The sequence below is a fragment of the Streptococcus panodentis genome (assembly GCF_017884005.1).
Lineage (GTDB): Bacteria > Bacillota > Bacilli > Lactobacillales > Streptococcaceae > Streptococcus > Streptococcus panodentis.
The window spans coordinates 14148-36822 of record NZ_QFAY01000021.1 but is presented as its reverse complement, the minus strand read 5'-3'; the positions used below and the strand labels follow the sequence as shown (position 1 = coordinate 36822).

At 48.1% G+C, this 22675-nt stretch carries 18 protein-coding genes and 1 tRNA gene; 2 read left to right on the top strand and 17 right to left on the bottom strand.

Annotation, left to right across the window (positions count from 1 at the left end; all coding sequences use genetic code 11):
- Positions 1-123: 123 nt before the first annotated feature.
- From DHL47_RS09640 to truA, 12 genes are all read right to left on the bottom strand, one after another.
- Complete coding sequence (locus DHL47_RS09640) at positions 124-1005, bottom strand: class II fructose-bisphosphate aldolase (RefSeq protein WP_002908770.1); 882 nt, start codon at positions 1003-1005, stop codon at positions 124-126.
- Between the two features lie 174 nt (positions 1006-1179).
- Positions 1180-1265: transfer RNA gene (locus DHL47_RS09635), tRNA-Leu, on the bottom strand.
- Positions 1266-1425: 160 nt separating this feature from the next.
- Positions 1426-1836 carry a GyrI-like domain-containing protein gene (locus DHL47_RS09630; RefSeq protein WP_128836492.1) on the bottom strand — a complete coding sequence of 137 codons (411 nt, stop codon included), beginning with the start codon at positions 1834-1836 and terminating at the stop codon, positions 1426-1428.
- Positions 1837-1904: 68 nt separating this feature from the next.
- A complete protein-coding gene (locus tag DHL47_RS09625; protein WP_128836834.1) occupies positions 1905-3518 on the bottom strand; it encodes a CTP synthase in 1614 nt (537 codons plus the stop codon).
- A 228-nt stretch (positions 3519-3746) separates the two neighbouring features.
- Complete coding sequence (locus DHL47_RS09620; protein WP_128836497.1) at positions 3747-4433, bottom strand: B3/B4 domain-containing protein; 687 nt, start codon at positions 4431-4433, stop codon at positions 3747-3749.
- 109 nt (positions 4434-4542) lie between these two features.
- The gene (gene rpoE / locus DHL47_RS09615; protein WP_209551710.1) at positions 4543-5130 is read right to left on the bottom strand and encodes a DNA-directed RNA polymerase subunit delta; all 588 of its coding nucleotides are present in this window, start codon (positions 5128-5130) and stop codon (positions 4543-4545) included.
- 160 nt (positions 5131-5290) lie between these two features.
- Positions 5291-6574: a trigger factor gene (tig, locus tag DHL47_RS09610; RefSeq protein ID WP_128836500.1), complete on the bottom strand. Its 1284-nt coding sequence runs from the start codon at positions 6572-6574 to the stop codon at positions 5291-5293.
- 372 nt (positions 6575-6946) lie between these two features.
- Positions 6947-12715 (bottom strand): SIALI-17 repeat-containing surface protein, encoded by a 5769-nt coding sequence (locus DHL47_RS09605; RefSeq protein WP_209551709.1) that lies wholly within the window; start codon positions 12713-12715, stop codon positions 6947-6949.
- Positions 12716-12731: 16 nt separating this feature from the next.
- On the bottom strand, positions 12732-13295 hold the full coding sequence (locus tag DHL47_RS09600) for a TIGR01440 family protein (RefSeq protein WP_209551708.1): 564 nt from the start codon (positions 13293-13295) through the stop codon (positions 12732-12734).
- A gap of 225 nt (positions 13296-13520) precedes the next feature.
- Entirely contained in the window at positions 13521-13982 is a 462-nt protein-coding gene (locus tag DHL47_RS09595; protein ID WP_209551707.1) for an ECF transporter S component, read from the bottom strand.
- Positions 13972-14733, bottom strand: a complete 762-nt coding sequence (locus tag DHL47_RS09590; RefSeq protein ID WP_209551706.1) for a bifunctional hydroxymethylpyrimidine kinase/phosphomethylpyrimidine kinase — start codon at positions 14731-14733, stop codon at positions 13972-13974. The genes DHL47_RS09595 and DHL47_RS09590 overlap by 11 nt, the downstream gene beginning before the upstream one ends.
- The gene (gene truA / locus DHL47_RS09585) at positions 14723-15472 is read right to left on the bottom strand and encodes a tRNA pseudouridine(38-40) synthase TruA (protein WP_209551705.1); all 750 of its coding nucleotides are present in this window, start codon (positions 15470-15472) and stop codon (positions 14723-14725) included. Before truA ends, DHL47_RS09590 begins: the two co-directional genes overlap by 11 nt.
- 206 nt (positions 15473-15678) lie before the next feature.
- On the opposite strand from truA, the gene DHL47_RS09580 reads away from it, so the two are divergent.
- Both DHL47_RS09580 and DHL47_RS09575 read left to right on the top strand, forming a co-directional pair.
- Positions 15679-16296, top strand: coding sequence for a hypothetical protein (locus DHL47_RS09580; protein ID WP_128836512.1), 618 nt, complete (start codon positions 15679-15681; stop codon positions 16294-16296).
- 25 nt (positions 16297-16321) lie between these two features.
- Entirely contained in the window at positions 16322-16681 is a 360-nt protein-coding gene (locus tag DHL47_RS09575) for an NUDIX hydrolase (RefSeq protein WP_245335599.1), read from the top strand.
- A 150-nt stretch (positions 16682-16831) separates the two neighbouring features.
- Here DHL47_RS09575 and dnaJ read toward each other — a convergent pair whose 3' ends face one another.
- The 5 genes from dnaJ to hrcA all read right to left on the bottom strand — a co-directional run bounded on the left by dnaJ (position 16832) and on the right by hrcA (position 22598).
- On the bottom strand, positions 16832-17965 hold the full coding sequence (gene dnaJ / locus DHL47_RS09570; protein WP_128836514.1) for a molecular chaperone DnaJ: 1134 nt from the start codon (positions 17963-17965) through the stop codon (positions 16832-16834).
- Between the two features lie 461 nt (positions 17966-18426).
- Entirely contained in the window at positions 18427-18753 is a 327-nt protein-coding gene (locus DHL47_RS09565) for a hypothetical protein (RefSeq protein WP_209551704.1), read from the bottom strand.
- Positions 18754-18767: 14 nt separating this feature from the next.
- A complete protein-coding gene (dnaK, locus tag DHL47_RS09560; RefSeq protein WP_209551703.1) occupies positions 18768-20603 on the bottom strand; it encodes a molecular chaperone DnaK in 1836 nt (611 codons plus the stop codon).
- Between the two features lie 363 nt (positions 20604-20966).
- Complete coding sequence (grpE, locus tag DHL47_RS09555; RefSeq protein WP_209551702.1) at positions 20967-21503, bottom strand: nucleotide exchange factor GrpE; 537 nt, start codon at positions 21501-21503, stop codon at positions 20967-20969.
- A 60-nt stretch (positions 21504-21563) separates the two neighbouring features.
- Complete coding sequence (gene hrcA / locus DHL47_RS09550; RefSeq protein ID WP_128836525.1) at positions 21564-22598, bottom strand: heat-inducible transcriptional repressor HrcA; 1035 nt, start codon at positions 22596-22598, stop codon at positions 21564-21566.
- Positions 22599-22675: the final 77 nt, after the last annotated feature.

Genomic DNA, 22675 nt, shown 5'->3' with positions numbered 1-22675 from the left:
AGGCTTCAAAATTTCACCATCTGATGAATAACCAACTTCATTCGGGCAAAATGGGGGCAAAATTGTACAAAAAAGGTCTATCCCGTGGGATAAACCTTGATTTCATAACGTTTTGCAGCCCGATTAAGCCTTGCCTTCTGATCCGAAGACGTCAATGCGTTCTTCCACAGATGCTTGGATAGCTTTGACACCGTCAGCCAAGAATTTACGTGGGTCGAAGAGTTTCTTCTTGTCGTATTCCGCTTCGTTTGCTTCGTAGTCACGCGCAAATTTACGTGTTGCGTTCGCAAATGCGATTTGGCACTCAGTGTTTACGTTGACTTTCGCCACGCCAAGCTTAATCGCTGCTTGGATTTGATCATCAGGAATACCTGAACCACCGTGCAATACGATTGGGAAGCCAGGAAGAGCTTCTGTCAGTTTCTTCAAGTGGTCAAGGTCAAGACCTTCCCAGTTTGCTGGGTATGGTCCGTGGATGTTTCCGATACCTGCTGCCAAGAAGTCAATGCCGGTTTCAACCATTGCTTTTGCGTCTTCGATTGGAGCCAATTCACCTTTACCGATGATCCCGTCTTCTTCACCGCCGATAGTACCAACTTCAGCTTCGACTGAAATTCCTTTAGCGTGTGCTTTTTCAACGACTTCCTTAGCCAATTTAAGGTTTTCTTCTACTGGAAGGTGTGAGCCGTCAAACATGATAGAAGTGTAGCCAACTTCGATACACTCAAGGGCATCTTCATAGTGACCGTGGTCCAAGTGAATCGCAACTGGTACAGTGATTCCCATTGACTCAACCAAGTTTGCAATCAGGTTGCGGGCAACCTTGTAACCACCCATGTATTTTGCTGCACCCATAGAAGTTTGGATAAGCACTGGAGCTTTTTTAGCTTCTGCTGCACGCAGGATAGCTTGCGTCCACTCAAGGTTGTTTGTGTTGAATCCACCAACTGCGTAACCATTGTCACGAGCTGCTTGGACAAATTTTTCTGCTGAAACGATTGCCATTCTTATCAGGCCTCCTCTTATTTTTTGTGGCTGAACCACTTACATTGTTTATTTTATCACTTTTTCACTAAAATTGCTAGTTTTTCCTGAAATTTTAGGGAATCATAGATAAAGCTTTGCTTTTTGCACCCTGCTGCAGAAAAATAAAAAGCCGACCGAAGCCAGCTTGCTTGATGCGGAGAGAGGGACTTGAACCCTCACGACCTAAAGCGGTCACAGGATCCTTAGTCCTGCGCGTCTGCCAATTCCGCCATCCCCGCGATTGAGTACTTTACTAGTATAACAGGCGGACTGGAGCTTGTCAAGAAAATTTTTGACTTTATTTCAAAAAATCAGCAGCTGAGCCAAAGGCCGGTTAGAGGCGGTCAGGCAGAATGAAAAATCAGAAAGACTAAAGGGCAAACGTCTATTCAAGAATTATTAGGATTCCGGCCTTGCTATAAATACCGCTATAGTCTGATCGGGCTCGTATTTTTCAAAGTCCAGACTGTAGCTCCGGCGAAGCTCTCCTGCATCCTCTGCCTGCCAGATTTTCTGCCAGACATGAAGCACGGCTTGGGGATCATCCTTATCCGCCTCAAAGACCTGATAGACCTGCTCTGATGTGTCAAAGTCATAGCTTTCCTCGTCCGTCGGACGGCAGATGGACAGGCTGTAGTCCCCCTTGTAATCACTGGCATAGTCATGATAGACCGCATAGACTGGCTCTCCTTCCGCAAAAGCCTCTGCCACTGCTGCCTCCTGCTCTCTCCAAAGTCTTTGGATTTTCTCTAAGCAAGCAGCATCTTGAACGTTATTCGTCCGAATGCTGGCCAAAATTTTCAAAAACATTTTGCTTCCTCCTTCTGTTGTTCACTTTATCATTTCTACAAAAAAGCCGCTTCATCTGAAAAGCCGGACTAGCCTTCCTGACTCTTTTCCACTGCCGCTGTGACAAAGGCGGTATAGAGGCCTTCCGGACGGTTGGGACGGCTGGACAGTTCCGGGTGGTACTGGCAGGCCACGAAGAATGTATTTTCCGGAATTTCCACAATTTCCACCAGGCGGTTGTCCGGCGACACTCCGGAAAAGACAAAGCCGGCATCCTCAAACTGCTGACGGAAGACATTGTTAAACTCATAGCGGTGGCGGTGGCGGCGCTGCACCACTTCCTGATGGTCATAGGCTGCTGCTGCCTTAGAGCCACGCTTGAGCTTGGAGGGATAGAGGCCCAGCCGCAGGGTGCCGCCCATATCCTCCACATCAATCTGGTCGCGCATCAGGTCGATAACCGGATGCTGGGTAGCAGGATTGAGCTCAGAAGAGTTAGCATCGCTCAAGCCTAAGACATGGCGGGCAAACTCCACACAGGTCAGCTGCATGCCCAGACAGACCCCCAGCATAGGCACATCATTTTCCCGAGCATAGCGAATGGTCTGAATCTTGCCCTCGGTCCCCCGCTGGCCAAAACCGCCGGGCACGATGATTCCGTCCGCATCTCCCAAGAGCTGAGCTGCATTTTCAGCGGTCACATCATTGGCATTGACCCAGTTGAGCTGGATTTCTGCATCATTGGCATAACCCGAATGCTTGAGGGCTTCAACTACGGAAATGTAGGCATCTGGCAGCTCGACATACTTGCCGACCAGGCTGATTCTGACCTGTTTTTTCAGATGCATCACCTTATCCACCATGGCTGACCAGTCGGCCATGTCTGCCTCCGGCACATCCAGCTTCAGGTGGTCACAGACGATTTGGTCCATTTTCTGCGCCTGCAGGTTGAGCGGGATCTGGTAGAGATGCTCCACATCCAGCGACTCAATAACGGCTTCCGGCGCCACATCGCAGAACTGGGCCAGTTTGTTTTTAATGCTCTGACCGGCTGGCTGCTCCGTCCGAATCACCAGCATATTGGGCTGGATGCCCAGCCCGCGCAGTTCTTTGACGGAATGCTGGGTTGGTTTGGTTTTCATCTCGCCTGCTGCTTTGAGATAAGGCAGGAGGGTCGTGTGGATATACATGACATTGTCCGCTCCGACATCCGCCTTCATCTGGCGCAGAGCTTCCAGAAAGGGCAGGGATTCAATATCGCCGACCGTGCCGCCCACCTCGGTGATAATGACATCAGAGTCTGTTGTCGTTGCTGCCCGCTTGATTTTTTCCTTGAGAGCGTCGGTAATATGGGGAATAACCTGCACCGTTGCCCCCAGATACTCGCCCTTCCTCTCCTTGCGCAGGACCTCGCTGTAGATCTTCCCAGTGGTGACATTGGAGTATTTATTGAGATTGATGTCAATGAAACGCTCATAGTGGCCCAGATCCAGATCCGTTTCCGCTCCGTCATCTGTGACATAGACTTCTCCATGCTGGTAGGGGCTCATGGTCCCTGGGTCAATGTTGATATAAGGGTCAAACTTCTGAATGGTGACCTTGAGTCCGCGATTTTTCAAAAGCCGGCCCAGACTGGCCGCCACAATCCCTTTCCCGATAGAGGAAACCACACCGCCGGTGACAAAAATATATTTGGTTGACATCATTTCTCCTTTTGCGTGATGATAAGTGATACTCAAAAAGTATGGACGCTCTACGAGTCCTCAGAACCGGTAAAACGACAGATGGGGAAGGCTGTTTTTTGGAAACTCTTATAAAAAAGAAAATAGCTCCCTAAGATTAGGAAGCTTCCGACCTCAAAAAGAGGTGCCCGAACAATATGATACCGTAAAACAAGTTTTTTGTCAAATGGGACTATTTTTTGTTTGTTTTCATTTATTTTCATCTATAGAGATGACCGCTGTCTCAAATTCCAAATTTGGCATACATTCTGACAAATCCTGATGGATTCGCTCTAGTGCTTCTAAGCGCATTGCCACCGAAGTATGGGCATTTCCCTGAATGATGAAAATGGCATTCTTGGTCTCCTCATCAAACTTATAATACTCGCTGTCTCGAACATCCAGCCAAGCTAAAATCCCTTTCTCATCACGGTAGACATAGTCCGTCTTGGCCACGTGCTTCTCCTTGGAAAGAATCGGCAGAAAGACATCTTCTCTCTGGCTCACGGTAAACTCTATCTGCTCCCCAATCTTGTCAAAATCATGGCCCCCAATGGCCAGCAGAGAATGCAGGGCTTCGACATTATAAATATCGATGATACTATTGATCTGAGGAAGCGAACCGCGGTGTTGGATATTGCGGATCAGAGCCGGCACGGTCGGAGGATTTTTCTTAACACTGCGGCCCACGCGCTGCAATAAATCTGTATAACCTTGAATAACCGGAGACTGGAAAACCTCGTCCAAATCACAATGCAAGGCCCAAGCTTCCCTCTCTTTTTTCTTTTTCAAAAATGAATCCGATAAAGCTGCATTCGGGTCGACATTTTTAGCAATTCCAAGCACAACGCTTGTAATCCCAAGCTCTTCGATACTTTTATCCATCACAAACTTCATTGCAAGAACCTCCGTGATTCCTATCCCTGACCACATTATAGCATCTTTGACATTTTCAGACTAACTTTTATGAGAAAAGCAAAAAAGAAACAAGGAATCTTATTTCTTTTTATTCTTCTTCGCTTTCCGTGTCTTCATCCGAAAACTCGTCGTCTTCTTCGTTGATGTCCACATCCTCATCTAAATCATCCGGAGCGATTTCATTGATTTCCGCATCGTACGCTTCGACTTCGCTCTTCTCATCATCTGGATTGTCCTCATCATAGGAAAGAGCTGGATCTGCTTCGTAAGAATCTTCGTCTTCTGGATCGTCATCACTGTAATCAATCGCATCATCATCGCCGTCCATAAAGGCATTGACCCGTTTTTTCTTGCGTTTCTTAGGCGCATCGTCTTCATCGGTTTCTTCCAGTGCGATGATTTCTTCATCTACTTCATCAATGGCATACCAAGAACGCAGGCCCCATTTGTTGTCCCCCAGCGGGATAAAGCTGCCGTCAACATTCAATTCTGTGTAAAACAGCGGCAGGGCCTCCCTGATTTCGCTGTTTGACTTTTCTAAGTAGTTTTGAATCTCATTGACAAGGTCGCTGAAATACATTTCATGATCGCGGCCGCGGGCCTCTAAGATAGCACGCGCTACTTCAATCATAGAAAGTTCACTTTTTTCCTGTCCAGCAAATACTTCTAATTCCAAAGTCGATCTCCTTTAAGATAGTAAAGGCCTTAGCCCTCTTGCAATTTTCGCTACTTTCTATTGTACGATAATTTTTTGCTTTCGTCAAAATATTTTCATTCTTTGTATGACAGCACGACAGCCAAAAAGCCAATAGTCTGAACTATGGCTTTTGCAGGCTTTATTTCACTTTTGCAGTGCTGGTAATCACTTCGACAGCTTTCTTAATGGCAATATCGTGTTTGAGCATATCTGCTGAAAGCAGCTGGCGCACGCGCTCTGCTTCCATCTTGTAGTCTGCTGCCAGCGAAGTGATTTCAGCTTCAATTTCTTCTTCGCTTGCTTCAAAACCTTCTGCCTTGGCAACTGCTTCAACCACTAAGTTAGTCTTGGTGCGGGATTCAGCATCTGCTTCATACTGCTTGTGCAGGTCTTCTTGGCTGGTGCCGGTGATTTGGAAGTACATCTCAGGCGAGATTCCTTGGCGCTGCATATTGCCCAGGAATTCATTAACCGAGCGGTGCACTTCTTCGTGAATCATCTCTTGCGGCAGTTCTACGATTTCTGCATTGGCCACAGCCTGATCGATTGCCGCTGCTTCCACTGCATCGTTATAAGCTGCTTCTTTGGATTCAGCCAATTCCTTGCGGTACTTTTCTTTGAGCTCGTCCAGCGTTTCCACTTCTTCGTCAATGTCTTTTGCCAGTTCATCATCCAATTCTGGCACTTCTTTTTCTTTGACTTCGTGAATCGTTGTGACAAACTTAGCTTCCTTACCAGCCAAGTCTTCTGCTTGATAGTCTTCCGGGAAGGTCACGACGACATCAACGGTTTCACCGGCACTATGCCCGACCAGCTGCTCTTCAAAACCAGGGATAAACTGGCCGCTGCCCAGTCCCAGAGAGAAGTTGTCGCCCTTACCGCCGTCAAATTCAACGCCGTCAACAGAACCGACAAAATCAATCACAACTGTATCGCCGTCCGCAGCAGGCCCTTCTTTGAGCACCAGCTCAGCCAGATTGCTGCGCTCGCGCTCCACGCGCTCGTCAACTTCAGCGTCCGTCACTTCCTTAGTCGCCTCAACTGTCACTTCCAAATCTTTATAAGCGCCCAGTTTCACTTCTGGTTTTGTAACAACTTCTGCAGTAATGGTCCAGTCTTGGCCTTTTTCCATGGATTTCACATCAAACTGCGGCTGAGCGACTACTTCAATACCCGCCTGGCTGACAGCAGCCTCATAAGCTTCCGGCAGCAGAGCATTCAATGCGTCTTGATACAGGGCTTCTTCACCAAAACGTTGGTTGAAGATAGCACGCGGAAGATGTCCCTTACGGAAACCTGGTACAGCAATATCCTTCTTAACTGAGTTAAATACGCGGTCCAAAGCAGGCTTGATTTGCTCCTGACTGATGGTAAAAGTCAGCACTCCGCGGTTTGTTTCTTTATTTTCAAATGATGCAGACATTCTGTCATTTCTCCTTAAAATTTATTGAATACAATCCATTATAGCATAATTACGCTTTTTTTCAAAATTATATAATAAATTTTTTTCTAAGAAAAAACCGATGTTCTCAAATGAGAAGACCGGTTTTTCAAAGCGCTCAAAGCACTGCTTTGAAGCTGCAGACAGAGCTTTTGGCAGGGAGAGTCGGCAATACTGAAGATTACAGCCAAGACAAGCAAAACTTGTATGAGCCCTCATCTCCTGCCGCGCCCTTTTATTTCTGGCCTCAGGCTGTTTCTATTTGTTTGCTCCCTGACCTCCAATAATCTCTCAGTCTGTTGGAGGCACCGACATGCGAGGTAACATAGAAAGGGTATAAAGAACGAGTTGGCCTTAATCTTTCCATATGGAAGTCTCATCCATAAAACTGTTTGTCTTTTGCAGCAGCTGGCTAAAGACCGCATATTTAAAGTTTCTCGTTATTTGTTCATCAAGCCTGTTCTTAGCCAAATCTTTTTGCACGGCTTCTGCAAAACCTGTCTTCAGCTCCTCATAGCTGCTGTAAACCTTGCCGTTGATGGTTACTGGCTTAATACCGCTGACTTTTGTTTTATCCACTACTTTTTTAAAGTAAGCTTTCTTAAAGGCTTCCATCGTTTCAAATTCTCCGCCAGAAATCTGCTTGATGATAAAGTTGTCACTCAAACCGGCAACCCCTTGCTCATTGGCTGTCTTGCGGTATTTATTGGAAGCATAGCCGATAAAGCCTTTCTCATAGCCATAATAACCCCAGATTCTAAAGGTGTTATGCTTAAACATCAGCGCTCCCGGCGCCCCGGTGCTGTTCTGACCGCCCCCGTAGATGCCGGTCATATAGTCGATAGCGATATAACTGGAATCAAAATCAGTCGGATTGTAGACTTTGTTGCCTACCGCTCGGTTAGAAAGCAGCCCTTGATCCACCAAGTCATCTACAGAGAAAACAGTCATCGTCTGCTTTTCATCTGCTGTCAAATCTCGGACTAGATCGTGCTGTGCTCTATCACTCACTGCTTTCGGCTCTACTTTTTTAAACCATTTGGCTGCAGCTTCATTTCCTTTGGAAACGACGGCTTCCCCTTCCAGATAATCCAACAGCATGAGCGTGTCATTGTAAGCTTTCATATAATGATCAATATCATCGCGGTTTTTGAAAAGGCTTGGCGAGCTATTGTAGATGAGGCTGCCATCATTTGGACGATCAAAGGCCATATTGAGCCCCAGTGCACCCCAGCCAGGCTGACCCGGAACAGGAGACTGAAGCATACCCTGTGCATAACCTTCCGGTCCAATACCGTCGCGTCTGCCATAACCGCCCAGATAGATTGCTCCATCATTGACGTGAGTAAGCTCGTGTGTAAAGACAGATACACCGTAGTCTGTCAATAGGTCAAAAGCTTCGAAGTTCACACGGATTGAACCAGCAGCATGCGCACCGTAGCCATTAGATTTATACCAACCGCCGGCTCTGCCGCCAACAAGGTTAAAGAATTCGCGAGATGGCGCATAAGGATTGCCCTTATTATCATTTCCGTTGACATCAATCCAGCCACGGCCTTCCACTTGGAAGCCGTCCCATACAGCGGTCACGTTGTCCTTAACCATTTTGGACTTCATATCACTGGACAGGAGTTTGTACCAGGTATCGACATGGTTGCGGTGAAGGGTCGCTACTTCCTTGATGCTCTCATCAAACTTCTCGTCAGTCCATGACCGGCGTTTATCGCGATTGACAAAGGTCATTGTGCTATAGTTTGAAAGGATCGCCAAGCGAGTGTTCTTGAGAGTCAGCAGCGGCAATATATAGTTGCTGAAGTATTCCGAACTGAGATTGTCAAAGACTCGGTATTTTGCATCCTTAATCTCCTCTATCAGAGAAGGACGTTCCTCAAACCGCACAAAGCCTCTGGTCGCATCCTTAAACCAAGAATCCATATTTTCAAAATCAGTAAACAGGCGGCGGTTGTAATCTAAATAAGCAAGCAAATCTCTGCTCTTTGTTTCTGTCTTCAACTGACGGGCAAACATATTGACATTGTCTGCGCCCTTGAGCTGAGACTCAGTAGATTGGCCGATGTTTATAATCCTATCCAGCAGATCTGCCTTTTCTCCATAGAAATCTGGCTTAAAGAGGACCAGCTCTTTAAGATTATAGTCTCCAAATTTTAGATCGTAGTAACGGTTTAGGTAGGTCAAACCGAGCATGATAGCTGTTTTATTGCCTTCAATTTTAGCCTTGACAGCTTGATCTGCTGCCGGATTATCAGAATGGACAGCCGTCCATTCATTGGCAAGCATTTTTCGTACAATGTCCTGCAAATTCTCTTTGACTTCAGCCAGCGATTCATCCAAGAAGAGGCGTTTCACTTTGTTTTCCTTGTCATTATCTTTTGCAAGACCGACAGACTGATAAACTGCATCGCTATACAAGTCAAAATCCTTCAGACTGTCTGCCAATTGGCTTACCAGATCTTCCTTGACAGCAGCTGAGTGGTTCGGTGTATAAACTGTTCCAAGCTCCACAATATCAAATTCTGGAATCTTAGTAGCTGCAAAGTCTTTCTGAGCCTGCAGGTGATAGATGATTTTGCTGTCATCGTCAAAGTGAACTAGAATTTTATCAGCTTCTGTTCCTTGGGTTACGAACTGGCTGCCATTTAGCGCCTGAACGGACAAAACTTTCTTGGTCAGGAGGTCGCCTGCCAAACCGGCATTTGCCAGTTTATTGGCTTCGTGAATCAGAAACTCCTGATTGTAGAAAGGCATGAAGCGCTCTAAATTTTGATAGAGTTTTTCATATGCTGCATTGTAGCCGGCTTTATCATGATAAGCACTTGTTTTCAAGACAGAAGCATTTAACTTCTCAGAAGTTACCCCGTCATCGCTCTTCTGCTCTAAAGCCGTAATCTTATAACTTTTTACTTTCTGATCTGCTTCTGTTTCTGTCAGGCGGCGGAATTTAGCATCTTTCCCGGCCTTGGTTCCAGAACTGTGGCCCGTTACACCAAAGAGGTTTTGGATTTTTCTACCAACCCAATCATGAGCCATATCACTATCAGAAGCAAAAAGCTCTTTCCCATTGGTCACTTTAGCATAGCTGACATTATCATCGACTGTTCCATATGGCCAAACAGAAGCCGCAATCCCTCCTGTATTTCTTGAACCTGCATCTTCCAGACTGCCTTTGGCAACTGACTGGGTCAGCCGGCCCCAATTTCCCCAGCCTGCTCCTGAATTATTTGTGAAGTTCTGAGCGACCAGCATGCTGGCGTTTTTAGCTCCTTTCACCCAGATATCTGCTTCAGCATAGGCACGCTTGACCAAGGACATAGAGTTGCTTCCTGCGATACCTCCGGTAACAGAGTTTCCACCCTTGGATTTAATCTGACCCTTAAAGGAGACATTTTCAATCCGAGACTGATTTTCTAAATTATTGACTAAGCCAGCAACATGGTCTCTCCCTTCAAGATAGCCCTGAACATTGACGTTTTCAATGACACCTTTATCCTTCAGGCGAGCAGCTATTGCTGCCACTGTATCTCCGGCAGCTGTATCTGGATAAACGATATTTACCCGCTTGAAGTCTATATCCTTGACCGTTCCGCCTTTAATCGTCTCAAACAGCGGATGAGCCAAATCTAAAATAGCATGGCGTTCGCCATTTTGGCCGCCAATCAGCTGCCCAGTGAATTCACCAGAAATGTAGGCCTTGCTGGCAGCCGGCTTGTCAATCAGTTTAGCACTGATGCTGCGTCCTAAAATGAAGGTTCCTGACGGATTGTTTCTGATTCCCTCCAGCAAATCTTGGAAATCATAATAAATGTTTCCGTCGTGCGGTTTAGCTTTTTCCAGATAAAAATCAAAGCTGTTTTGAAGACCCTTCTCAGTCCTTTGCAGCAAATCCGGCAGTTGGGCCTGAATCTTGAAAACAGGCTGGTTGTCAACGATGATTTCCTCAATTGAGGTGACCGGCAGTACTGTATCTTTAAACTGCTCAGAAGAGAACTGCAGGTAATAGTGGTCCAGACTCGCTGGTTTTTCAGTCAGAGTCGGCATGACTTTTGTCTGACCGTTCTCTACTTTCATCAAGGCCACATTGGAGATGGATTTGAGCTCAACTTTCTTCAAATCCAGTTCCAGAGGAACCTCTCCTAAACTGGTTTCTGCTGTCCCTTGGCTGCTTGTATAGGTCAAGACCGTTTCCAGTGTATAAGGTGTGTAGTATTCCAAATGTTTGACAGCAGCCTGCAGGTCTTCTACTTCTACCTCTTCAACAACTGATCCAGAACGCTTAATCCGCACTCGGGCGCCAACAAAGGAATTGCTTGGGTCCGTTAGACTGTAACTGAGCTTGGCTGAGCGGGAAAGGGCATCAAGAACAGGCTGATTGAGCGTCAGGCTTGGCTGAACAAGCTGACTGCCCTTGCGAATCAGGCGGTTGGCAGCTGCTTCCAGTACTTTTTCTGTTACTTCAGGCGCTTGATTGGTTTTAACCCCTTTATAGGTCTGATAAACCTTGGTAATTTCCTTACGGCCTGGCCTGCCCGCTTCAATGACTTCAGTGCCTAAGGGTAGATTTGGATCGATGATTTCAAGATCTGTGAAAGGAATTTCTTCTTCCGTAACCTCAGTCACAGTCCCCTGAAGCGGCTTCGTCCCTCTTACTATCACCGTGTTAACAGCAGGTGTCACTGTTTCTGTAATCTGGGGTTCGGAAATCCTCTGTCCGTTCACTGCTTGGTAGCTGGTCACAATTTGCTTCTGCCCCGGAATGCCGGCAGTCTTGGTCTCTTCTTCATCGACATACTTGCTGTCGTCGGTCTCATAGACGACTTCCGGCTCAATCGTTTCCAGCTGTACCTCAGTGTGCAGGCTGGGCAGTTCCTGCTGCACAGCCGATTCGCCGGCAACTCCGCCGGCAAAGTCAGGCTGAACAGGCACCGTCGCTGCATCGTCGCCTGCGGTTCCGACCGCTTCTGTGTAGGCTGGATTTTCCTCCTGAACAGCCGGCTCCCCATTGACGCCGCCGCTGTACTCCGGAAGAGCAGGCTCGACAAGCGATGGGCCAACTGCGCTCTCTGGCTGCGGTGCGACCGGATCTGTGTAGGCAGGATTTTCCTCCTGAACGGCCGGCTCCCCATTGACGCCACCGCTGTACTCCGGAAGAGCAGGCTCGACAAGCGATGGGCCAACTGCACTCTCTGGCTGCGGTACGACCGGATCTGTGTAGGCAGGATTTTCCTCCTGAACAGCCGGCTCCCCATTGACGCCGCCGCTGTACTCCGGAAGGGCAGGCTCGACAAGCGATGGGCCAACTGCGCTCTCTGGCTGTGCAGGCTGCGGCTGCGGCTGCGGACTCGGAACAGCAGGCACAGCCGGATCTGGCTGCATCGGCTGGCTCGCAGCAATAGGAGCTGACGAGACTGGGGCTGTCCCCTGCGAATCCGGACTAACGGTCTCTGCGGCCGGATGTTCTGCCGCTCTCTGAGCTGGCTGCTGTGCCGGAGCCGCTGGCCGCTCTGAATCCCTCAGAGCCTGCAAATCGTCGGCTGTAAAGTAGCCCAGATAATCATAGCCTTCAATCTGGCGAACCCCCTTCTGCAGATTTTCAGCTGTCGCTGCAGCAGCGCTGTGATTGTGCAGATTGAGCTCTTTATTTTCCAAAGCCAGCGCGTGGACAGGCAGAAAGATGCTCTGACCCAGCAGCCCCAGCAAAAGCAGGCCTTGCATGGCTTTTTTATTTTTCTTTGAAAAGACAGCGACTGCCAGCAGAGCCGCACCTCCCAGTGCCTCCAAGGCAAAGAGGCTGGTCTGGCCGGTCAAGGGCAGACTGGAAGGCTGCTTGCGGTAAATCAGGTAATAATGCTGATTGTTTTTTACTTCCTCCGGCAGACCCTGCCTAATCAGACGCTTTTCCTGAAGCGTCAGCTCATTTTCAGCAATGTACTGATAATGGACCGGTACAGAAGCACTGAGACTGACCTCTTCCTGCGCCGCAACTTTTTGGGCCGGCAGAAAGGCAGCAAAAAGGAGGGCACCAATCATAACCGGTCCCACTCCTACAGACAGTTTGCGGACTGAATACTTTTCAACCCGCTCATTCTCACTCCTAAAACTCTTCATCCTAAACTTTTTCCTTTTATCCCTTTCTTATTTTATCTTCCAGATAGGCAGCTCTGGCTCCGCCAATCAATTTAGGGCGGCTGGCCAAGGCGGTGACATGGGCAGCTCCCACTGCCTTCAGAGTCGGCCTGACAGGTATCTGGACATGCTTGACGTGCATGCCAATCGCTGTATCGCCAATATCCAGCCCCGCCTGAGCACAGATAAACTCCACCTCCACGGGGTCCTGCATATACTCAAAAGCCGCCAGCTGGCCGCTGCCGCCGGCGTGCAGGGTCGGCAGAACATTGACAATTTCCAGCGCTTTCCTTTCAGCCAGTTCCCTTTCAACGACCAAGGCCCGATTAAGGTGTTCACACCCCTGAACAGCCAGAAAAATCCCTCTTTCCTGCAATCTATCCAGCAGTGTCCTGACAATCACCTGCCCAACCTCCAAACTGGAATTCCGTCCGATATGACCTCCTAACACTTCACTGGACGAGAGTCCCAAAACAAAGATATCGCCGGGCGACAGCGCTGATTTTTCCAGCACATCCAGCAGGATGGCTTCCGTTTGGCTTTTAATCTCCTGTAAATCCATCAGGTCTCCTTCTATCGCTTAGAACATCGGAGAAAGTATTGACCTTTCTTTTCTGCTGGGACTGCAAAACAAGATAATTGTACCACAGAATCCTTAGATTTAAAAGCAGATTGCTCCGATTTCTTTCAAAAAAATGCAAATTGTCCAAAAACATTGGCAGCGCTTCCTTTTTCGCACTGCCAGGCAAAGCTCAAGCTTTCGCGCTCAGCAGCATACCGCTCCGTCTCACAGCTGTTTGGGAAACAGCCTGTATAAAAGGAGGCCGACAGCCAGCCCGAAAGCATTTTGCAGAAAATTGGGCAGCAGGTCCGGCAGAGCCGCTCCGACACCAAACATGAAGACAGAGGCCAGAGCATAGCCGCCAACCATAGAGACCGTCGCAAGCAGCAGCCCCAGATAGCGATAAGGAGCTTTGAAGCCGGCAAAGCAGCCCTGAACGCCGTGAATCAGCAGACTGTAAAGCATCCACTGAGGATAGCCGCTGATCAAGTCAACCAGAAAAGCAGACAACGCTCCGACCAGCGCCCCCTCTTTTTTCCCAAAATAAAAGGCTGTAAAGAAAATCCCCGCATCCAAAAGCGTCAGAAAGCCAGTCGGTGTCGGAATTTTCAGGAAGCTGCCCAGCACTGCGGACAGGGCTGTCAGCATAGACAGCAGGATCAGTTTTTTGACAGGATTATGTTTCATACTGCAGTACCCCATATTGGTCAGATTGCTCAATCGCCCGGTAAACGAACTGCTTAGACAGCTTCACGGCTCCCAGGACCGACTCGCCCAGCAGCAGCTGACTGGCAATGCTGGAAGCAAATGTACAGCCTGCGCCAGTGTTATTGCTGGCAAGCACCGGCGACTCCAGCAGCTCAAAGTTCTGGCCGTCATAGTAGAGGTCAAGCGCCCGCTCCTTGTCAAAGCGATTGCCGCCCTTAATGACCACATGTTTGGCTCCCAGCTCATATAAGGCCTGAGCCGCAGCTTTCATATCATCTAAGGTCTGGATGCTTTTTTGGGTCAATAGCTGAGCTTCTGCCAGATTGGGTGTAATGATGGTGACATAGGGGAAGAACTTCAGCAATTCCTCTCTTACAGCACTGACCTCCGAATCATGATGTTCCTTGCAGACCAGAACCGGATCCAGCACTACCGGCAGATCCGCCCGTTTTTTGACAAAGTCCAGAGCCTGCCCGGCTACCTCCAGATTGGGCAGCAGGCCCAGTTTGATAGCCGAAAAAGGGACATCCTTGAGACTGGCCAGCTGCTGAGCAAAGACCGGCCCATCCACCGGAATGACCTCAAAGCCCTGCTCGGTCACCGCCGTCAGACAGGTCACCGCCACAAAGCCGTGCAGGCCATTGACCGTATAAGTAGCCAGATCGGCATGAAGGCCGCCGCCGCTGAAAATATCGTTGCCCGACAGGGACAAGATCAGTCTATTCTTCATAATGAATCTCCTTGAGATAAAGTCCATTGGGCGCCGCCGTCGGCCCCGCCAGATGGCGGTCCTTTTCTGCCAAAATCCGCTCCAGCTGCTCCACTGGCATACGCTTGTTTCCAATCTTGAGAAGTGTCCCGACCATATTGCGAATCTGCTTATAGAGAAAGCCATTGCCTGAAAAAGTGAAAACCAAAAAATTGCGGTCGGAATCAAATACCAAACTGGCCTCTGTAATGGTGCGGACCTTGTCCTCCACGCTGGTACCCGAAGCTGTAAAGCCGGTAAAATCATGGGTCCCTTCCAGCCGCTTGATGGTCTCCTGCATCAGGCTAATATCCAAAGGGTAAGGGTAGTGGGTTGCATAATGCCGCATCATAGGGTTCTTTGGCCGGCCAATATCTACCAGAAACTCATAGGTCTTGCTGTGCTTATTATAGCGAGAGTGAAAGTCCTCGGTCACTCGCTCCACGCGGATAAAATCAATGTCCTCCGGCGTCTGGGTATCCAGCGCAAAGCGCAGCTTTTCCTCATCCCGCTCCTCCGGCAGATCAAAATGAATCACCTGCCCCAGGGCATGGACTCCGCTGTCGGTCCGTCCCGCCCCGTGAACCACGACAGACTGGCCTTTATTAATCCGAGTCAGAGTCTTTTCAATCTCTTCCTGAACGCTCCTAGCATGGGGCTGGCGCTGAAATCCGGCAAAACCATGCCCGTCGTAGGAAATAGTAGCTTTGTAACGTGTCATGATTTTATTCTAGCAGGAAAAAAGGCCGGCCGCAAGGCAGAAAAACCGCTACTGTCTGGGGACAGTTCAAAGCTAAGTAAAAACGATAAATTCCCTGACTCCAAATCCGAGAAATGCTATAATAAAAGCAGATAAACTGATTATTATAGAAAGACTTGTCGGCTGCAAGCTCCAAGAGCCTGACAGATGATAGAAAGGAGACGTCTATGAACAAGAGGACACTGAACCAAGAAGAAATCTCCCAAGAATACGGAATAATTGCCCGGAGCATCGCTCCCATCGGCCTTATGATGGCTGTCTTTAACACGGCCTATTCGCTCTGGTTTGGCTTTGCCTGGGGAATTGCCGGCTGGATAATCTTTGCCTTAACAGCCATTTGCAACATTTATATCCTTTGCAGCAGTCTGAGTAATATTCGCCATGCCAGGCAGTTCGAGGCTCATGAAACGGAGGACAGCAGGCGCATCGGCAGACAAATGGGCATCCTGTCTGGAATCAGCTACAGCAGCATCTGGATTCTGGCTATCATCCTGCCTTTTTTCCATGGAGAGAAATATATCTTCCCCATGCTAACCATGATTATCGGCCTGCATTTTATCCCTCAGGCCAAGATTATGAATCGGAAAATCGACTACCTGACAGCTCCTTTCCCCATTGTTTCTGCCGGAATCGCCTTTTACTTGGCATTTTCGACAGAGACAGACTGGCTGTCTCTCGCTGCCCTTGCAGCTGTCGGCGGAGCCATTGCCACCCTCATCTACGGATTTTATATGCTGGATGCTTATCAGAAAGCCGCTGCCCAGTATCAGGTTCCTTATCCGTGAAATGATTCTTGCTAGGAGGCCCAATATGGAAAAGGACAGTTCTTACCAACTCAACCAGCAAGGTTTTCGCTATAAGGCTGCTGCCATTATCATCGAGCAAGGGACAGTTGCCTTTATGACCAATCCAGACGAGGATTACTACTATCCTCTGGGCGGAGCTGTACAACTAGGTGAAAGCTCAGAGGCTGCTGTCAAACACGAAGTGCTCGAAGAAACTGGACAGGCCTACAAAATTGACCGCTTACTCTTTGTTCATGAGAATTTTTTCAAACCAGATAGCGGACAATTGGCAGGATTGAACTGCCATGAGATTTCTATCTACTATCTGATGACATCCAAAGGGCATCAGTTCCCCAGCCTTTCGGACGATGAGGCAGCCGAGTAGATAGCAATTGATAAAATTCGGAACTGCCCTGCCTTTCCTAACTTTTTACCAGATGTATTGGGGAAGATGGAGCAAGGTATACAACATATCGTCACAAGGATAAATTAAAAGAGCAGCGCTAAACTGCTCTTTTCTTATTGTATTTTTAAATTACAAATCATCCAAGGCATCTTTCATCTTATCAAAGAAGCCTTTTTTCTTAGGATTTACACTGATATTGCCGGCTGCCGCAAAGTCCTTGAGAGCTGCCTTTTGTTTGTCATTGAGGCCGGTCGGCGTTACGACATTGACCGTGACAAACTGATCGCCCATGCTGCCGCCTCGCAGATTTGGCGCTCCTTTCCCGCGCAGGCGGAAACGTTTGCCGGTCTGGGTGCCTTCTGGAATATTGAGCTCCACATCGCCGTGAACTGTCGGAACTTCTACACTGTCGCCCAAAGCTGCCTGAACGAAGTTGAGGTTGAGCTTATAGTAGATGGTGGCACCATCACGCTCAAACTTGTCGCTCGGATCTACCTGGACAACGACATAGAGATCGCCGTAAGGACCGCCGTTAAAGCCGGCCTCCCCCTGACCGGACAGCCGAACCTGCTGACCGGTTTCAACACCGGCCGGGATTTTGACAGTAACGCTGTGGGCGCGTTTTTCATGACCGGTTCCATGACAGGTTTCGCATGGACTTTTAATTTCTTTTCCGCGGCCATGACAGACATCACAGGTTACCTGACGGCGCATCATGCCAAGCGGCGTCTGGGTATCCACATTGATGACACCAGCACCATGACAGCGGCCGCAGGTGACAGGGCTGGTGCCCGGCTTAGCTCCTGAACCAGCACAGGTATGGCAAGTCGCTTCGCGGTTATACTTGATTTCCTTTTCAGCGCCAAAGACAGCCTCTTCAAAGCGGAGATTGACCCGATACTGCAAGTCATCTCCCTGACGAGGAGCATTGGGATTGCGGCTGGCGCCGCCGCCAAAGAAGCTGGAGAAGATGTCTTCAAAACCGCCAAAACCAGCGCCATCAAAGCCACCGAAACCGCCTGCTCCGCCGCCAAAGCCGCCGTTAGCTCCGGCCGCTCCGTATTGGTCGTAGGCTGCCCGTTTTTGCTCGTCGCTCAGGGTTTCATAGGCCTCCTGGACTTCCTTGTATTTATCTTCCGCTCCCGGTTCCTTATTGATGTCCGGGTGGTATTGTTTTGATAATTTCCGATAGGCTTTCTTAATCTCGTCCTGCGACGCATTTTTAGAAACACCTAGACGGTCGTAATATTCTGTGTTGTTCATATAAGATACCAAGACCGTAAAATTCGACTGGAAAATAGGAAATCTGACGACGGAGCGATGCTCCTAGGAAGATTTGTCTTTTTCCCGAGAATTTAGGTCGGGTTCAATTCCTTTCTAAAATTAATTGGAGATATGAAAGGACCGTAGCCCGTGTTCGATTATGCGAACACGCTTGTTCCTTTCTTTAAATTTGCGGAAAGAAGCGAGAATTTAGCTTGATTCCTTCCAATTATATTAGGACAAGTTCCTTAAGTGGCAGGGTCGTCATGAAACGGCTAGCCGTTTCATGACTAAATTTTGAACCTAAAGTTTCAAAATTTCCCTGTCAGATAACAAGGTTTGTTATCTGACTTTTGCCACAGCGGACTTGTCCTTTTATATAACCTTGGTTCAGATCTTTCTTAGCTCTTTACCGAAAAACAGAGGCTGGGCTGCAACCTCTGGATTTCAAACTTTTACTACTATAGCAATTCTGGAACTTCTCTAAGTATATTGATAATATCTCTAGCTCCTGAATAGTTTTTAGAATAAGAGCCATTTGTTCCATCATCATCGTGATAACTATAATGATGAGTAATCGAATAGTCATCTTCAATAATATACTCATTAATTTCTTTTCTAGTATACTTACCATCAGAACTCCAGCTATCAAAACTACTTTCCTTCGTGGAAGTATTTCCAATACAACCTATGAATTCTAACAATAAGTTTACATCACTATCATTTAAACGAGAATTTGAAATATCAACATACTGCGAAAGATATTCACGTTCTTCTTTAGTAGCCATCCTTATTCCTCTTTTTATTTCTCAGTAAACTCTCCATCCACGACGTCATCGCCATTGTTGGCATCTGATGCGCCTGTGTTTTCAGCGCCTTGAGCTCCCGCTTGGGCCTGTTGAGCTGCGGCTGCTTGTTCGTAGAGCTTGACTGCCAGAGCCTGGGCTTTTTCGTTGAGAGCTTCGAGTTTGCTCTTCATATCGTCCAGATTGTTAGCTTCTTGGGCCTTCTTGAGGTCGTCCAGGGCAGCCTGAGCGGCATCGCGTTCTGTATCGAAGCCTTTGCCTTCAGTTTCCTTGATGGTCTTTTCAGTTGCAAAGATGGCTTGATCTACTTCGTTGCGCAGGTCTACTTCTTCCTTGCGCTTCTTATCTGCTTCAGCGTTGGCTTCTGCATCCTTCATCATGCGGTCGATTTCTTCATCAGTCAGACCGCTGTTGGATTGGATGACAATGTGCTGTTCTTTTTGCGTACCCAGATCTTTGGCCTTAACAGATACGATACCGTTCTTGTCAATATCAAAGGTTACTTCGATTTGAGGGATACCGCGAGGGGCAGCTGGAATGTCAGTCAGCTGGAAGCGGCCCAGGGTCTTGTTGTCTGCTGCCATCGGACGTTCCCCTTGAAGGACATGGATATCAACGGCTGGCTGGTTGTCTGCTGCAGTTGAGAAGACCTGAGATTTAGATGTTGGGATGGTGGTGTTGCGGTCAATCAGCTTGGTAAATACACCGCCCATGGTTTCGATACCAAGTGACAATGGAGTTACGTCAAGAAGAACAACGTCTTTGACATCACCAGTGATGACACCGCCCTGAATAGCTGCACCCATGGCCACTACTTCGTCAGGATTCACTGATTTGTTTGGTTCTTTACCAGTTTCAGCCTTGACCGCTTCGACAACAGCTGGGATACGAGTTGAACCGCCGACCAGGATGACTTCATCAATTTCTGACAGGGAAAGTCCTGCGTCAGAAAGGGCGCGGCGGACAGGTTCTTTGGTACGGTCTACCAAGTCACGGGTCAAATCGTCAAATTTGGCACGGGTCAGGGTCATTTCCAAGTGGAGCGGTCCAGCTTCGCCAGCTGTGATAAACGGCAGGCTGATTTGGGTTGAAGTCACACCTGAAAGATCCTTCTTCGCTTTCTCTGCTGCATCTTTCAAACGCTGCAGAGCCATCTTGTCGTTGGACAGGTCGATGCCGTTTTCTTTTTTGAACTCAGCTACCATATGGTCGATAATCTTTTGGTCAAAGTCGTCACCGCCCAGCTTATTGTCGCCGGCAGTTGCCAAGACATCAAAGACACCGTCGCCCAACTCAAGGATTGATACGTCAAAGGTACCGCCGCCCAAGTCAAAGACCAAGATTTTTTCTTCTTTATCTTGTTTGTCAAGACCGTAAGCAAGAGCTGCTGCAGTTGGTTCGTTGACGATCCGTTCTACTTCAAGTCCAGCGATTTTACCAGCGTCTTTTGTCGCCTGACGTTGCGCATCGTTAAAGTAAGCTGGAACAGTGATAACCGCTTTGCTTACTTTTTCACCCAGGTATTCTTCCGCATAGCCTTTCAGGTATTGCAGGATCATGGCTGAGATTTCCTGCGGGGTGTATTCTTTGCCGTTAGCAGAAACTTTTTCAGATGTTCCCATTTTTGATTTGATGGAAATAATGGTATCCGGGTTTGTTACTGCTTGACGCTTGGCTGCATCACCGACGATGATTTCGCCGTTTTTGAATGATACGACAGACGGAGTCGTGCGGTTTCCTTCTGGATTGGCAATGATTTTGCTTTCAGTCCCTTCCAGAACTGCAACTGCTGAGTTTGTTGTACCTAAGTCAATACCGATAATTTTGCTCATTATTTTTTCCTCTTTTTACTTTAATTTTCTTTTTGATACTCTTCTTTGGTTCGCTTCGCTCATTAAAAGCAAAGCTGAACCAATGTTTTCTTATTTCATAGTTTACCGTCATTTCGGACAAGTTTCTTATTGTGCTGCGACACGAGAAGTCGAAATCGATTTTATTTCGACGGCGAGTTAGTAAGGAGGCTAGGCAAGTCGCCCCGGCGATTGCCGTCTTCTGGTGAGTTGCTTGAGCAACCAACAGAATTGCCTAGTTGAACACGCCCTAAGATCTGGGTAAAAAAGATAGATTTCCTTGTGTTCATCGAACACTTCGTCAATCTCCTATTTTTACTGTGAGCTTTTTACGGGCTGTGTATCTTAATTGTACACCACCACCATAGCCGGCCTCAGGATACGGTCATGGAGTTTGTAGCCTTTTTGGAAGACCTGCGCGATAGTATCGGCGGGGTGATCGTCGTCAGCTGGCTGGGTTTGAATAGCCATGTGATAGTTATGGTCAAAAGTCCCGTCAGCCTTGATTTCCTCAATTCCCTCTTCTTTAAGGGCATGAACCAGACTTTCCTGCACCATTTCCAGCCCCTTTTTGACATCATCTGTCAGACCTTCAACGGCCAGTGCCCGCTCCAGATTGTCCAACGAGGGCAAGATAGCTTTTGCTAAATCCTGACTGCGGTATTTTTGCAGCAGCTGGCGCTCCTCGCTGGCCCGGCGCTGGATATTCTGCATTTCTGCATGGGCCCGCAGGTATTTGTTTTCAAATTCATCTGCCCGCTCATTGGCCAGTTCCAGCTCTGATTTTTCAGGACTTGCTGACTCAGGCTGTTCAGCCGTTTCGACAGCTTCCTCTTTTACTTCTACATCTTCTGGATGTTCTTCTTTTTTGTGTTTTGCCACAAGGCACCTCCTTTAGGAATGGTTGTTTCGTGCTGTTTTGGATCTTTACGCTCTCACATCTTAGTGCACTTCATAATGATTGCTGCTCAAATATCTATAGAAATCCGTTAGCTTCATCGTTAAAACCCGATTGACAACATTGAGCTGGCTGACTAGGTACTGATAGTCCAGATTGACCGGTCCGATGACCGCCAGAACCCCAAACCCCCGATAGGGGATGAGAAATTTACTGGAAATCAGGGTCAAGTCCGCCAGACTGCTTTCTCTGCTGTCCGCTACGCGCACGCTCTGCATCTGATCCTCAGCTAGGCTGTCGCGAATCTCAAAGGCGACTTTCTGCGGATCATCAAAGAACTGGTAGGCTGTCAGGTCAGAGAATTCCAGCAGCTGAACCTTTCCCGCCACAATCACATTTTCCTTGAAAATATCTCCGAAGATATGCTCAAAGAGCGGGATGACATTGTCCGTCGTCGTGAAATAACGCTGAATAATCTGCGGAATCTCCGTCCGAATCTTGTAGTGGATATCCAGCACTGTCTGTCCTAAAAACCGCTCCCGTATCAGGGCTTTGAGCCTGTCCAGGTCTTCTCTGAGGAAGTTGCGCGGAATCATAAACTGACTGCTGATGGTATTGGACTCATCCAGCGTAAAGACGGCCAGAGCCGTATGCTGGCTGAGCACCACGATGTCAAAAGCTGTCAGCCGCTGCCGGCTGGGCTCCACATCCAGAGCCACAACTGTACAGCCGCTAAGCTTGGACAGCAAATCTGCCGCCTGCTGAAGGATGTCCTCTAAATTGAAGAATTCATGGTCAAAAGCCTTAATCACTTCATAGAGCTCATTTTCAGCGAGCCGGTCAAAGGACAGGGAGTGCTTGACAAAGTACTGAAAACCAGCCACACTGGGCTTGCGCCCGCTGGAGGTATGGGCCTTTTCCAAGAGCCCCTGCTTTTCCAGAGCTGCCATGTCATTGCGAATGGTTGCACTGCTGGACTGAATAGACTGCTGCAAGGCCTTGGAGCCGACCGGTTCGTGCGTCTTGCTAAAGATGTCAATGATTAGATTTAAAATCTCATTCTGACGCTCTGTTACCACGACATCACCCCTTTCAGCACTAAGGTTTGAGATTTTGATTTCTGATTAGCACTCAAAACCTTCGAGTGCTAATTCAT

Excerpts from the sequence above, each read along its gene's own strand:
- DHL47_RS09640 (WP_002908770.1), bottom strand. The coding sequence starts at position 1,005 with ATGGCAATCGTTTCAGCAGAAAAATTTGTCCAAGCAGCTCGTGACAAT.
- DHL47_RS09630 (WP_128836492.1), bottom strand. The coding sequence starts at position 1,836 with ATGTTTTTGAAAATTTTGGCCAGCATTCGGACGAATAACGTTCAAGAT.
- DHL47_RS09625 (WP_128836834.1), bottom strand. The coding sequence starts at position 3,518 with ATGTCAACCAAATATATTTTTGTCACCGGCGGTGTGGTTTCCTCTATC.
- DHL47_RS09620 (WP_128836497.1), bottom strand. The coding sequence starts at position 4,433 with ATGAAGTTTGTGATGGATAAAAGTATCGAAGAGCTTGGGATTACAAGC.
- tig (WP_128836500.1), bottom strand. The coding sequence starts at position 6,574 with ATGTCTGCATCATTTGAAAATAAAGAAACAAACCGCGGAGTGCTGACT.
- DHL47_RS09605 (WP_209551709.1), bottom strand. The coding sequence starts at position 12,715 with ATGAAGAGTTTTAGGAGTGAGAATGAGCGGGTTGAAAAGTATTCAGTC.
- DHL47_RS09600 (WP_209551708.1), bottom strand. The coding sequence starts at position 13,295 with ATGGATTTACAGGAGATTAAAAGCCAAACGGAAGCCATCCTGCTGGAT.
- DHL47_RS09595 (WP_209551707.1), bottom strand. The coding sequence starts at position 13,982 with ATGAAACATAATCCTGTCAAAAAACTGATCCTGCTGTCTATGCTGACA.
- DHL47_RS09590 (WP_209551706.1), bottom strand. The coding sequence starts at position 14,733 with ATGAAGAATAGACTGATCTTGTCCCTGTCGGGCAACGATATTTTCAGC.
- truA (WP_209551705.1), bottom strand. The coding sequence starts at position 15,472 with ATGACACGTTACAAAGCTACTATTTCCTACGACGGGCATGGTTTTGCC.
- DHL47_RS09580 (WP_128836512.1), top strand. The coding sequence starts at position 15,679 with ATGAACAAGAGGACACTGAACCAAGAAGAAATCTCCCAAGAATACGGA.
- DHL47_RS09575 (WP_245335599.1), top strand. The coding sequence starts at position 16,322 with ATGGAAAAGGACAGTTCTTACCAACTCAACCAGCAAGGTTTTCGCTAT.
- dnaJ (WP_128836514.1), bottom strand. The coding sequence starts at position 17,965 with ATGAACAACACAGAATATTACGACCGTCTAGGTGTTTCTAAAAATGCG.
- DHL47_RS09565 (WP_209551704.1), bottom strand. The coding sequence starts at position 18,753 with ATGGCTACTAAAGAAGAACGTGAATATCTTTCGCAGTATGTTGATATT.
- dnaK (WP_209551703.1), bottom strand. The coding sequence starts at position 20,603 with ATGAGCAAAATTATCGGTATTGACTTAGGTACAACAAACTCAGCAGTT.